General features: G+C 53.3%; 12 protein-coding genes. 6 read left to right on the top strand and 6 right to left on the bottom strand.

Going from position 1 to position 13177, the window contains the following annotated elements; genetic code table 11:
* The first annotated feature begins 57 nt into the window (after window positions 1–57).
* The 4 genes from GURA_RS20390 to GURA_RS20375 all read left to right on the top strand — a co-directional run bounded on the left by GURA_RS20390 (window position 58) and on the right by GURA_RS20375 (window position 4041).
* Window positions 58–783 carry a tetratricopeptide repeat protein gene (locus GURA_RS20390; RefSeq protein WP_011940790.1) on the top strand — a complete coding sequence of 242 codons (726 nt, stop codon included), beginning with the start codon at window positions 58–60 and terminating at the stop codon, window positions 781–783.
* A gap of 136 nt (window positions 784–919) precedes the next feature.
* Window positions 920–2719: a translational GTPase TypA gene (typA, locus tag GURA_RS20385; protein WP_011940789.1), complete on the top strand. Its 1800-nt coding sequence runs from the start codon at window positions 920–922 to the stop codon at window positions 2717–2719.
* A 171-nt stretch (window positions 2720–2890) separates the two neighbouring features.
* Window positions 2891–3640, top strand: coding sequence for an outer membrane protein assembly factor BamD (locus tag GURA_RS20380; protein WP_011940788.1), 750 nt, complete (start codon window positions 2891–2893; stop codon window positions 3638–3640).
* A gap of 29 nt (window positions 3641–3669) precedes the next feature.
* Window positions 3670–4041 carry a nuclear transport factor 2 family protein gene (locus tag GURA_RS20375; RefSeq protein ID WP_198134498.1) on the top strand — a complete coding sequence of 124 codons (372 nt, stop codon included), beginning with the start codon at window positions 3670–3672 and terminating at the stop codon, window positions 4039–4041.
* Window positions 4042–4262: 221 nt separating this feature from the next.
* Here GURA_RS20375 and GURA_RS20370 read toward each other — a convergent pair whose 3' ends face one another.
* Complete coding sequence (locus GURA_RS20370; RefSeq protein WP_083764974.1) at window positions 4263–5552, bottom strand: sensor domain-containing diguanylate cyclase; 1290 nt, start codon at window positions 5550–5552, stop codon at window positions 4263–4265.
* Between the two features lie 215 nt (window positions 5553–5767).
* On the bottom strand, window positions 5768–7378 hold the full coding sequence (locus tag GURA_RS20365) for an ammonia-forming cytochrome c nitrite reductase subunit c552 (protein WP_011940785.1): 1611 nt from the start codon (window positions 7376–7378) through the stop codon (window positions 5768–5770).
* A 652-nt stretch (window positions 7379–8030) separates the two neighbouring features.
* Here GURA_RS20365 and GURA_RS20360 point away from each other — a divergent pair.
* Window positions 8031–8567, top strand: a complete 537-nt coding sequence (locus GURA_RS20360) for a DUF4337 domain-containing protein (protein WP_011940784.1) — start codon at window positions 8031–8033, stop codon at window positions 8565–8567.
* A gap of 105 nt (window positions 8568–8672) precedes the next feature.
* Here GURA_RS20360 and GURA_RS20355 read toward each other — a convergent pair whose 3' ends face one another.
* Together GURA_RS20355 and GURA_RS20350 are read right to left on the bottom strand one after the other, a co-directional pair.
* Window positions 8673–9050 carry a PEGA domain-containing protein gene (locus tag GURA_RS20355; protein ID WP_011940783.1) on the bottom strand — a complete coding sequence of 126 codons (378 nt, stop codon included), beginning with the start codon at window positions 9048–9050 and terminating at the stop codon, window positions 8673–8675.
* Window positions 9047–9379, bottom strand: coding sequence for a PEGA domain-containing protein (locus GURA_RS20350; RefSeq protein WP_011940782.1), 333 nt, complete (start codon window positions 9377–9379; stop codon window positions 9047–9049). Before GURA_RS20350 ends, GURA_RS20355 begins: the two co-directional genes overlap by 4 nt.
* Before the next feature lie 153 nt (window positions 9380–9532).
* Between GURA_RS20350 and GURA_RS20345 the strand changes: the two genes are divergently transcribed.
* Window positions 9533–10840, top strand: a complete 1308-nt coding sequence (locus GURA_RS20345; RefSeq protein ID WP_011940781.1) for a nitrite/sulfite reductase — start codon at window positions 9533–9535, stop codon at window positions 10838–10840.
* Between the two features lie 10 nt (window positions 10841–10850).
* Here the strand turns inward: GURA_RS20345 and sucD are convergent, their stop codons facing one another.
* Window positions 10851–11744 (bottom strand): succinate--CoA ligase subunit alpha, encoded by an 894-nt coding sequence (sucD, locus tag GURA_RS20340; RefSeq protein WP_011940780.1) that lies wholly within the window; start codon window positions 11742–11744, stop codon window positions 10851–10853.
* A 206-nt stretch (window positions 11745–11950) separates the two neighbouring features.
* On the bottom strand, window positions 11951–13114 hold the full coding sequence (sucC, locus tag GURA_RS20335) for an ADP-forming succinate--CoA ligase subunit beta (RefSeq protein WP_011940779.1): 1164 nt from the start codon (window positions 13112–13114) through the stop codon (window positions 11951–11953).
* Window positions 13115–13177: the final 63 nt, after the last annotated feature.

The raw sequence follows: 13177 nt of genomic DNA, 5'->3' as shown, positions 1-13177 counted from the left end.
GAAAATGCTGCATGTCGTACCCGTTTAACATTACGAGAATTGAAAGGATAGACCTCGATGTACAATCTTCTTATTTCTGCTGGCACGGCAATAGCCATTTTTCTGCTGCTGAAGCTGGCCGTTGGCCTTCCCTGGTGGGGTGCGCTGCTCATCTCCCTGCCGGTTTTTCTTGGTTCGTTCATCCTCATATCCCGCATTATTACAAAGAAGCTGGAAGCGTTGATGGGTACGGCAATGAAGGACATCCAGTCCCAACGCTTTGAAAAGGGTATCCGGGACCTGAAGAGTGCCTTCAAGTACGGCAAGTGGCAGATATATGTCACGGGTCAGATCAATTCCACGATCGGCATGGTTTACTTCGTTAAACGAGACTTTTCCAACGCCTTCCCCTATCTGGAGAAGGGGTTTTTCAAGAACTGGGTCACTATGGGGATGCTTGCCGTTACCTACATGAAGCGCAACAAGAAGGACAAGATGAAGGACACCTTTGAGAAGGCTGTAGTCGGGAGCCCGAAGGAGTCGCTCCTCTGGAGTCTTTATGCCTATTGTCTCAACGATTGCGGTGATACGGGAAAGGCGAAAGAGGTCCTGGAGCGAGGGCTGAAAAAGTTGCCGGGTGATGAACGGATCAAGCAGAACCTGGAGCTTTTAAACGAAGGTAAAAAGATGAAGATGAAGGCTTATGGGGAAATGTGGCTCCAGTTCCACCTGGAGAGCATCGGCACCATACAAAAGCAGCAGATGGCGGCCATGGGCGGGAAAAGACGGATTATCAGAAAATAACTTGTAATTTGTCAGGAAAGCTGTCATAAATAGCTGTTACAAAAGGCGGGCTTAAAGCCCGTCTTTTTCTTTTATCAAGCACATAATAAATAAACTGCGGTTCCCGCCGCAGACAGGAAAGAGGAGCTGTTCGCATATGCAGGAATCAATCAGAAATATCGCCATAATTGCCCACGTTGACCATGGCAAGACCACGCTGGTCGATGCCATGCTCAAGCATGCCGGGGTATTCCGTGAAAACGAAGCCATCACCGAGCGGGTGATGGACTCAAACGATCTGGAGAAAGAACGCGGCATCACCATTCTCTCGAAAAATCTTTCCGTGCATCACGGTCGTTACAAGATCAACATCGTCGATACCCCCGGCCACGCGGACTTCGGCGGCGAGGTGGAGCGGGTGCTGAAGATGGTGGATTCGGTGCTCTTGCTGGTAGACGCACTCGACGGCCCCATGCCGCAGACCAGGTTCGTGCTGAAAAAATCTCTCGACCTGGGGCTGAAGCCGATAGTCGTCATCAACAAGGTCGACCGACCCGGCGCCAGGCCCGCCGAGGTTGTGGATATGGTTTTTGACCTGTTCTGCGAACTTAATGCGAGCGACGAGCAGTTGGACTTCGCCATCGTTTACACGAGCGCCAAGCTCGGTTACGCCATGCTTGACATGAATGCAGCCTCCACCAGCCTGGAGCCGCTTTTTGCAGTGATCGAGTCTAACGTCCGGCCGCCGGCAGGCGACCCGAACGCCCCGTTCCAGCTGCTTGTCACCAACATCGATTACAACGACTACATAGGAAGGATCGCCACCGGCAAGATCTTCAACGGCAAGGTCACGGCCGGTGAGAACATCGCCCTCGTCAAACGCGACGGCAAGGTGGTGAAGGGGCGTATCTCAAAGCTTCTCGGCTACGAGGGGCTGAAGCAGGTGGATATTCCCGAAGCCTGCACCGGTGACATCGTTACCGTAGCCGGTTTCGATGAAGTGGGGATCGGCGAGACCCTGGCCGCGGCCGACAACCCGACCGGACTTCCCTATGTTTCCATCGACGAACCGACCATCGCCATGAACTTCATCGTCAACAACTCTCCTTTTGCCGGCCGGGAAGGGAAGCTCGTTACCTCCCGCAATATCCGTGAGCGACTCGACAGGGAGCTGCGTACCAATGTGTCGCTTCGCGTAGAGGATACGGCCAATCCCGATACCTTCAAGGTTTCAGGGCGCGGCGAGCTGCACCTCTCGATCCTGATCGAGAACATGCGCAGGGAAGGTTTTGAGATGGCGGTTTCAAAGCCGGAGGTCATCATTCGCGAGGAAGACGGGAAAAAACTTGAGCCGATGGAGTATCTGGTCGTAGACGTTCCGTCCGAGTATCAGGGGGCCATCATCGAGAAGATGGGACCGCGCAAGGGGGAAATGGTTGCCATGAACCCCATGGGGGAGACGATCCGGCTCGAGTTCGTAATCCCGGCACGGGGACTCATCGGCCTGCGCGGCGAAGTCCTGACCGAAACCCGCGGTACCGCGGTAGTCACCCACACTTTTCATGAATATGCACCCTACAAGGGCGATATCCCCGGTCGCAAGAACGGCGTTCTGATGGCCATGGAGCATGGCGAAACCACTGCCTACTCCCTGGACGGTTTGCAGCCGCGCGGGACCCTCTTTATCGGCGCCGGTGTAGAGGTTTATGGCGGCATGATCATCGGCCAGCACGCCAAGGACAACGATCTGGATGTCAATCCCTGCAAGGGGAAAAAGCTGACCAACGTCCGTGCCTCCGGTTCCGACGATGCCATCAAGCTTACCCCGCCGCGCCTGCTAACCCTGGAGCAGGCACTTGAGTTCATCGACGACGACGAACTGGTCGAGGTGACCCCCCTGTCGATCCGGCTGCGCAAGAAGGAGCTTGATCCGAACAAGCGGAAGCGAAAGGGATAGTCGAAACGATCACCATGAGCTGCGGAATCAGAGAGGCGGGGATATCCCCGCCTTTTTTGCGAGCTCCGCCCGTTTATTTTCTGCTGCTGTGCAGGTCGGCAACTTTGCATTGACAATGCACCCTTTTTCCACTAATTTTCTTGTAATAATCCAACTGCTACAGGGGAAACAATGCCTTTTCAGAAACTTAGCAAACATGCCATTAACCTTTTCCTGCTGCTTCTCCTCGCCGGCTGTGCCGGTACCGTTCCGGTCGTCAAGACAGCGGATACCTATTTCAAGGAAGGCGAGGAGTTCTACGCCTCCCATAACTACGAAGATGCCATTGCCCAGTGGAAAAAGGTAAAAGAGACATTTTCCTCCCCGGAGCTGAGCACCCTGGTGGATTTGAAAATTGCCGATGCCCATTTTGATAACCAGAGCTACATAGAAGCAGCCGCTGCCTATGAGGATTTCCGCAAGCTCCACCCGAACCACGAGAAGGCTGCCTATGCTTTGTACCGGTTAGGGCTTTGTAATTACAACCAGATATCAGGGATCGATACCGACCAGACACCCGTCAAGAACGCGGTCAACCTTTTCGAAGCATTTCTCAAACAGTATCCGAAATCCGAATATGTCGCAGAGGTGAAGGACAAACTCGATGTCTGCATTATGAAGCAGATTGAGTATGAGATATATGTGGGGCGATTTTACCTGCGTACTGAAAAGTATGCTGCAGCAACCAAGCGTCTGGAAGAGGCACTACTGAAATATCCCAAGTCTGAGTTCCATGATGAAACCCTCTTTTATCTTGGAAAGGCGTATTTTCTCTCCGGGGATAAGGTCAAGGGACGGGAGACGTTCAACCTTCTTGCCAAGCAGTACGCATCAAGTAAATATATTGAAGAGGCAAAGCAGGTCATGGAAAAGTATTATTGATGCGAGTCATTCTTTCATGTTTGATCTTTATGCTTATGATCGGTTGTGACGGTCAGAGCGCAGATCGGCAGGCGCTCCATTCGGTGGCCCTTCAGCGTCAGCAGGCGCTTCGCAACAAAGATATAAATCTCTATCTCACCCTCCTTTCCCATGATTATCTGGATAAAGGCCAGGATTTTACAGCTAAAAAGAAGGAATTGGAGTCGAACTTTGCCCTGTTCGACCAGATCGATTATCGTTCCGACGGGTTTACGATCGACATAAAAGGGAACAGTGCCGATATTTCCGGGACCTATGGACTGAAGGTCGTTATCAGGGGAAAAACTCTGAAGCTGGAAGGAAAAGAAACGCTACGGCTGAAGAAGGAATTCGGTGGCTGGAAGATAGTAGCCGGATTATAATACCAATTCCAAATCAAGGCGCTTCGTTGGCTCGTCTTCGGCTCCTCAACGTACCCCTCACTCTATCTCTCTCCCAGAGAGAGAGAGGATACTGTTTACCTTCTCCCTCTGGGAGAGGGTGGCCAAAGGCCGGGTGAGGGCCTTCGTCGCCTCAGTCCTCGCCGCCTTGATTTCATCCTTGATTTGAAATTGGAATAAGTCGTGTTGCAAGTTTCGAGGGATCAGGGCTTGGTCTTCCGTGGCGGTTCTGCTTGCGGGCCTTTAGTCGTGCTTCTGCTGGTTCTCGATCGTTTGTCAAGGTACATGCGTGCATCCGCCAATCTCCAGGTATCGATCAGTTTTTCTCCGTTCTCTGCAATGGCTACTCCAACTGACAGGCTCAGGGGAGGGGCAGAGCTTGCAGAGCTGGCTTCGTTGTGGTGGGCCAGGCTCTTTTTCAGCCGATTTATGATTTCCTTGACGGCTGCAGCGTCGGTACTGGGGAGTAGCGCGGCAAACTCGTCGCCTCCAATCCTGGCTACTACATCTTCAGCCCGAAAGACTTCCTTCAACGCCTTGGCGGCCTGTTTCAGTAATGCATCTCCATGTGCATGCCCCATCTTGTCATTCACCGCCTTCAAGCCGTCCACGTCCGACATCACGATGCTGATCGGGAACTGTCGCCCCTTTTCCAGCCTCGCCAGTTCTTCATCGAAATAGGCCCGATTGTAGAGGCCGGTGAGTGCATCGTGGGTGCTCATGTACCGGAGCTTCTCTTCTGCCTCCTTCCTCTCGGAAATGTCCCGGACGATGTAGGCAATCCCTCCTCCCTCTATGAGGGCAAGGGATATCTCCTCGGGGAAAGGAGTCCCGTTCCTCTTCTTTCCCGTTGCCTCTCCCCGCCATTTGCCGTTCAGGCATAGGATCGGCAATATCTCGTTTTCAAACCTCCTGACCTCTCTTTCCTCATAGAGGCCCTTCCATGTTTTGCCGATGAGTTCCTCCGGGGTGTCGTATCCATGGATTTCGGCATGGGCGTGATTAAGATAGATGAATTCGCCGCTACGGTTGATGGTCGCCATGCCGTCCAGTGAACTTTCCATGGCTGCCAGTTGCTGCCGCAGAATTTCTTCGTCCCGCTTCCTCTCCTGTCGTATCCTTGCTTCGACCAGCTCTCGTTTGATGGCGGGTATAAGGCGCGCCAGCTGCCCCTTGACAAAATAATCGTGGGCGCCGCCGCGCATGGCTTCCACCGCTGCATCCTCGCCGATTTTACCGGAGACGATTATGCACGGCAGGTCGAGCCCCTTCTCCTGAAGCAAGTTCAAGGCGGCCATGCCGTTGAAGTGCGGCATGACGTAGTCTGTAATGACAATGTCCCACGTCTGATCTTCAAGGGCTGACATCATGCCCTCCGCAGTATCGACCCGCTGGAAAGACGGATCGAATCCACCGTGCCGCAATTCCCGCAAGAGGAGTTCAGCATCATCAGGAGAGTCTTCAACAATTAACACCCTTAGTGGTATACTCATACACTTTCCGTTTATTCCGAGGCGCATAAAGGCCGATAATGTTTATGAAATAATAGTTTAAATCATTCGCTCTAAATCGCAATGCCCATGAAAAATAATTATTAAAATCTAATTAGCTACCATTCTGGAGCTCGGGAAGTGACCTGTTGTGACAAACAAAAGCCTCGCACCGATTGACGGGAGCGAGGCTTTTCCGGATGGGCAAGCAGCAACTGTTACGGTTTTTTGGTTTTTTCCTCGATAGCCTTATTCAGAAGCGCTACGGCTTCCTTGGATGCGGTGATGGAGGCTGCCAGGCTATCGCGGGCCAGGTCTGGATTGTGGAATCCATCACTGTTCTCGGCGGTCCACCATTCCCAGAGCACATGGGCTTCTTCGTGCTTTTCCCTGGCTTTGGCCAGTGTCGTTTCATCCACGCCAAAACGCTTTGCTTCGGCGTAAGTGTCGATTAACTGTCCCAGCCAGTACTCTGACTTGCGCATCTTCCCTTTGATGTAGTTTTGGATTGCATCGATCTGGTAAAGTTTCTTTTCGACAGTGGAATCGGGATGGCAGCGCAGACAGGCTTCTTTTACATGGTTGCGTGGCTTGATAACCATGTGGGAGGTGAAGAGCTTTCCTCTTTTGTCCTTCATTCTTGGCATGTGACAGTCATCGCATTTTATGCCGTTCCGATCATGAACGCTGCCGGAGTAGGTTTCGGCCTCGGGGTGCTGTAGCTTTACCAGCCGTGCACCGGTGACCGCATGCTTGAAGTCGTAGAAGTTGAGCCTCTTGTAGTGCGTCAAAAGATCATTTACCTGCTTGAGGGGCATGTGGTTGGTCCGCTGGTCGTCGTAGCCGATGCCCTTGCCGCTGTTGAACTCGAAACCTTTGCCGCATGCGTATTCCACATGACACTGGGCGCACATCATGCGTGAATCGACTTTCTGCATGACGCCGATCTTGCGAAAGCCCTCGCGGAAGGAGATTACTTTCAGATCGGTTTTGCCGTCCTTTCCGGAGAACATCTTTGCTCCCTTGTCAATTTCGTTTATCAACTCATCCCTGACGATACGCGGCTGGGCGCCGTGGGGGTCGTGGCAGTGGATACACCCCATAATATTGTTGGTATCCTTGGCAACGGCAATGATGTCGGAGGTCCTATCCCACTTGGCCCGCGGATCTTTGTCTCCAAGGAACTTCCACTTCAGGATATGGTCGGAGGTCTTACACTGGATGCAGGTGGGGTTGCCGGCTTTGGCGGTTTCACCCATCTTGAAATCCGGTCCCTTGTCTTCAAGGATATTCCAGGTTTTTCCGACAGCGTCCACGTCCCACCAGCGTTTCTTGTATTGGAACCTGCCGCCGGCAAAGCGGTCGACGACGAACTGGTCGGTAACCATGAAGGCGTGGCCACGCGGCTCATTGTGCTCATATGTGAAGCCATAGGGTGCGAGCAGCTTGTCCATCATGGGGGACCGTCCGGTCGGAACCCCTTTTTCCTTGCGTGCCTGGCCCTCATAATCCACCTTGTAGAAGCTTTCAAACTGATCCTTGTGGCATTTGCCGCATACGGTCTGATCGATTCTGGTTACCGGTTTCACCTCGCCGCCACTGTCCAGGTGCTTTTTCAGTTCATCATGACATACGTCACAACCCAGTTTTGCATGCTTCGTCCCTTCCTTGAGCGCCTTGATGTCATCATGGCAGGTGTAACAGGTTTTGCCGTCCCACTTTGTCTTGGCGGCCGGTTTTGCTTTTGCAGCGGTTGATGACGTTGGAAGGGCGATGGCCAGCATTGCCCCTCCGATTGCCGCCAGTACGACAAGGTTCTTTTTCCACATACGGTTTTTACTCCTTTCTTTGCTATAGATTGTCCGGCTACGTCTCGATACCTGTTATTCCAATTCCAAATCAAGGCGCTATCTTCGTTGGCTCGTCTTCGGCTCCTCAACGTACTATCTGTACGTCTTCGTCGCCTCATTCCTCGCCGCCTTGATTTCATCCTTGATTTGAAATTGGAATTACATTCGCGGAAATTCCCGATCCGCTGGAATAGCGGCTATTTGCATGGCTTTTCACCCATTAGCTCGGTATTACTGCGGCTATTAAACATATGAACGGTAGGGGCTAGGCTTGCCTCGCCCAATCGGGGCATGGCACGCCGTGCCCCTACATCAGGATTGTGATGTTTAATTGCCGGAGTAATAGCATTGGTAAGATTAGCAAATGTTTGCCAAACATCAATCAGGTCTGGCAATTACGGGCATATTATTAGCCCTGACACCAGAGGTGCTGAATACAAGCTAATGCCGGCATCTCTACCGGTCATTGACTAAAGTCAAATAATGAGAGAATTGATGTTTGCTACAAGAAATATGTATTTCTATCCTCGTTCAATGTAAACATTTACCAGCCGGTCGATTTTCATTATAATAAACAGCCGATTATTTTAGAGAAGCGGGAGCCACCCCGTGCTAAGCAAAGGAGGCATTGATGGCGGAAGAAAAGAAAGAGTCCTGGCTGAATTATCTTGCCCTTAGTACTGTTATCCTGGCGGTTTGCGCCACGCTCTCAACCTTTAAAGGTGGTGGGTTTTCTACCCGCTCGGTTATGAGTCAGACCCAGGCGTCGGACCAATGGGCATATTTTCAGTCCAAGAGCATCAAGGGGTATCTGTACGAGATGCAGAAAGAAAAGCTGGAGCTTGAGCTGAAAACCCTCGGGACAAAACTCCCCCGAACGGCAGCCGAGGAATATGGGAAAAAGATAGACGTGTACGCCAGGAAAATAGCTAAATATGAAGAGGAAAAGGCTGAAATACAAAAGGCGGCGAAAGGGTACGAGGGTATCCGCGATGATGCCCAGAAACATGTGCAGGCCTTTGGCATCGCGGTAATATTCCTGCAGATAGCCATTCTTCTTTCTTCTGTTGCCGCGCTGGTGAAGAAGAAATATATCTGGCTGATCGGCGTGGCGGTGGGACTTGTCGGAATCGTCTATTTTATTAACGGGTTTTTTCTATATTTCTGATGATCGAACGAGCGTTTCCACACTGCATTGTCCTCGCGGGCAGCAGGATTAGAAAAGGCCTTGGATGTTTCCAAGGCCTTTTTTCACGGCATAATTTACGGTTTGTTATTTGATGCCGGCTTCCAGGGCGGCTTTTTTCTCCAGTTCCGCATGCGGCGCCGTTACCTGGGCTGTGACATCGCTTCCCGGTTCAGCCACAAGTTCAAAGTTGAGCAGCTTGCCGGTATCTCCCTCATAGCAGAGGATTTCCTTTGCTTCTTTGTAACCCTTGAGCTTCACGGAAACGATCTTCTTTTCCCTTACGAGTTGATTGTTTTCCGGAAAAGGCACCTTGATGGTGGCCGGAGTTTTTCCCATGACCGTGCCGTCAACAAGGATATCCGCTCCGCTCGGGGCGGATTTGACGGTAAAAGAGCTGTAGGTGCCGCAACCGGCGAGAAAAAGAAACAGCGACAGAACTATGAGTGATCGGATATTTATCATTTTGCATCACCTTTCGTATTTTCATGGTTTAATAGAAACTGGATGGTGGGCATGTCAATGGGATACAGGTCGCGCACTTGGGATTCGTACCCATCCTTTTTAACCTGGATCACCCTTCTGAGAAGGGAGTTGTAGAGTTCATCCTTGTTCCAGGTGAAAAAAGTCTGGACTTTCAGCGGCGTTTCGCCGATTTTGTCTCCGTCCAGGAAGACAGTGGCACCAGGCGGTTCGGATGAGATGAGAAGATCCTTGGTGATTTTGTTTGCTGAACTGCAGCCGGCAAGGGCTATACAAGCCAGCAGGCAAAGCGGAACGAGTTTTTTCAGCATTACTGCCTCCTTATTCTGGTGGTGTTTAATGAATCGCTATGGGATAAGTATCGGATTATTTATCATAAACTGTAGTGTTGTTCGAATAATTTTTTAGGAAATCGTCACAAAATGCAAAGCAGCCGGGCTGAGTGCTATTTTGAGAGGTGAACAATGAAGTTAAACATCCGGGAATTGAGGCTTGAAGGTGTGTACGAACAACGGCAGACTGAGGCTTTTATGCTGCGGGTCAAGGTGCCGGGCGGGGTGCTTTCTGCTGAACAGGCGCTCAAGGTCTGTGAGATTGCAGAGCGGTTTGCCGGTGGCGGCATCCACCTGACCTCACGGGCAAGCATCGAGTTCCACTGGCTGAAAGGCGAATACCTCGCGGAGGTCATGCGCATGCTGGCGGCTGTCGGGCTCACCACGCGTGGCGCATGCGGCGGGGCAGTGCGAGGCATTGTCTGCAGCACCCCCTTTGCAGCCGAGTTCCCGACTGTCCAGGTGCTGGCGAGGAAGCTGCACCACCATTTCACCCTCAACCCCCACTTTGAGGATCTCCCCAAGAAATTCAAGATCGGCGTTGAAGCGGGATACGACGGCTCACGGCACCTGATTCAGGATGCGGGCCTGGTTTATGCGGGGAATGACGGAGACGGGGCTCTCTATGATGTCTGGGTTGCGGGTGGACTCGGTCGCGAACCCCAGCCCGCCTTCCTTCTCGAAGAACGCGTCCCGGAGGCCCGCATTATTCCCCTCCTCGAAGGAATAATACGGATTTACAGGCGTCATACCCCGGCAGGCAAGCGTCTCAAGCACCTGTTGCGTGAAATCGGCAGGGAGGAGTTCATTCGGCGTCTTGGAGAAGAGGTCGACCGGGACGCCACACTGCCGCTTATCGACGGCTGCGACAAGTGTCTCACGCCTGTGGTTGAGAAGGGTCGACCGCAGAGGCTTGAAGTGCACGTATTTGCAGGTGAGCTTGAAGCGGGTCGGCTGCGCGATTTGTGTGGCATTGCAGCGCAGTTTGCCGGAGGCTTCATGGTCTTGACCTGTGATCAAAACGTGGCTTTTCTTCTGGATGAACGGGCCGATATCGGCAAGGTCGAAGCCGCACTCGTTGAAAAGGGGCTAAACGGAGCGGAGCCGGGGGCGCTGGTGAATTTTCGCGTCTGTCCGGGGAGCCACGAGTGCAGGATGGGACTAGGACCCACGCGTGACATTAGCCGTGCAATAATTAAAGCCCTTGGGCCGCAGGGGGAATCGCTCACTTGGGCCATTTCCGGTTGTCCCAATTCCTGTTCCCAGCCCCAGCTGGCGCAGGTGGGGATAATTATTGTGAAAATAGTTGCAGAACCGGGCGGGGAACGTACTCCCCGTTTTGACCTGTACCGAAGGGAAGGTGAAGAGGCTTTTGCTTCGGCAGTTCATCAAGGGATCACCCTTGATGAACTGCTTCAGGCCGTTGCAAAAATAGGGTGAAAGGGAGGGGTCAGCTGGATTTTCCCCTCTTGCCTTTGCCCATCACCGATTGCATCGTTTCACCCATTTTTGTCGGGCTGGTGGAAACGGCAACGCCGCATTCCTGGAGGGTCTTGATTTTGTCTTCCGCTTTTCCCTTGCCGCCGGTGATGATGGCGCCGGCATGTCCCATCCGTTTGCCCGGCGGGGCGGTGACACCGGCGATGAAGGCCGCTACCGGCTTCTTCATGTTTTCTTTTATCCAGTAAGCTGCCTCTTCTTCTGCGCCACCGCCGATCTCGCCGATCATAAAGACCGCTTCGGTCTGTGGATCCTCGTTGAAGAGTTTCAGCACGTCGATAAATTTCAAACCGATGATCGGGTCGCCGCCGATTCCCACGCAGGTGGACTGGCCAAGCCCCACATCGGTGAGCTGTTTTACCGCCTCGTAGGTAAGGGTGCCGCTTCTGGAGACCACGCCGATTTTACCCTTTTTGTGAATATGACCGGGCATTATGCCGACTTTGCACTCTCCCGGGGTGATCACGCCCGGGCAGTTCGGTCCGACCAAGCGCATTTTCTTCCCTTCCAGAACGCGTCGGGCCAGGACCATGTCGCGCACCGGGATTCCCTCGGTGATGCAAACTGCCAGCTCTATTCCGGCATCAGCGGCTTCGAGGATGGCGTCCGCTGCTCCCGGCGGCGGGACGAAGATCATGGAAACATCGGCGTTGGTGTAGTGAACCGCTTCATCTACCGTGTTGAAGACCGGAATTCCCTCAATGTGAATCCCCCCCTTGCCCGGCGTGACCCCCGCCACGATTTTGCTTCCGTAATCCCGGCACTGCTGGGTGTGGAACAGACCGCTCCTGCCGGTGATCCCCTGTACGACTATTTTGGAGTCCTTGTTTAACAGAATAGACATGGTTCTTCTCCATTTCCTAGATAGTTTCCATCCGGAAACGGTTCTTATCCGCCCTGGAGGTGTCAATCTTCAGGCTTGCTTGTGCGGCGTACCGATGTACGCCTCCGCGCAATCCCTCGATTTCCTTGCCAGGACGAAAAATCCCTCGTTTCCGAATTGGAACCAATAGTGTCACATCCGGAGTTTCCGGATGGACACTAGATAGTTTATTTCTGGCCAAGCATCTGGACAATCCGCGCAGCGCCGTCCCCCAGGTTTTCACCGATCTGGACGTTCAGGCCCGAATCCAGAAGGAGCTTTTTTCCCTCTTCCACCTTGCTGCCGTCCATTCTCACCACGATGGGGAGTGCACAGTGCACCTCGGAGGCCGCCTCGATGATCCCCTGGGCGATTACGTCGCAACGCATGATGCCGCCGAAAATATTGACAAAGACCCCTTTGACGTCAGAGTCCTGGAGGATAATCTTGAACGCCTCGGCCACCTTTTCCCTGGTTGCTCCACCCCCCACGTCGAGGAAGTTGGCGGGTTCGCCCCCGAACTCTTTGAGCACGTCCAGGGTTGCCATGGCCAGACCGGCGCCGTTCACCATACAGCCGATATTTCCCTGCAGCTTGATGTAGGAGAGGTCGTACTTGCCGGCGTTGATCTCCAGTGTGTCGAGCTGGGAGTAGTCGAGCATGTCGGGGTACTCCCGGTGGCGGAACATGGCGTTGTCGTCAAAGTTGATCTTGGCGTCCATGGCCATGAGCCACCCCGCCCTGGTCACTACCAGCGGGTTGATCTCCACCAGGTAGCAGTCCTTTTCCAGGCAGAGACGGTACAGGTTCAGGATCAGCTCGACGCAGTCCTCGCAGACGCTCCCCGCCAGGCCGAGGGCAAGGGCGATTTTGCGCGCCTGGTAGGGACGAAGTCCGGTGAACGGGTCGATGGTAAGCATGTGGATCTTCTCCGGCGACTTTTGCGCCACCTCTTCGATCTCTACCCCGCCTTCGGCCGAGGCGATCAGGCAGTAGCGGGATGATTCCCGGTCGAGGGTGATGGAGAGATAGAACTCGCGAGCGATTTCCACCGCCTCCTCTACCAGAATCCTCCGCACCCTTAGACCCTCCGGGCCGGTCTGCGGTGTGACCAGTTTCCTGGTGAACAGGTCCTTCCCCAGTTCCTGCGCCTGCTCCGGGTGGTGGACCAGCTTGACGCCGCCGGCCTTACCCCTGCCGCCGGCGTATATCTGGGCCTTCACCACGCAACGCCCTCCCATCTCCTTGGCCGCACGTTCCACCTGGTCGGAGGTCAGAGCAACCCTGCCGCGTGGCACCGGAATGCCGAAGGAGCTTAAAATCTCTTTGGCCTGGTACTCGTGAATGTTCATAAACGGCTCCCTTTTTAGTGAAAATAAATTATTTTATCTCAATACCATTAAAACGCGCAAAAG

It is taken from the genome of Geotalea uraniireducens Rf4 (assembly GCF_000016745.1).
Taxonomy (GTDB): Bacteria; Desulfobacterota; Desulfuromonadia; order Geobacterales; family Geobacteraceae; genus Geotalea; species Geotalea uraniireducens.
This window is presented reverse-complemented; position numbering and strand designations above follow the sequence as displayed.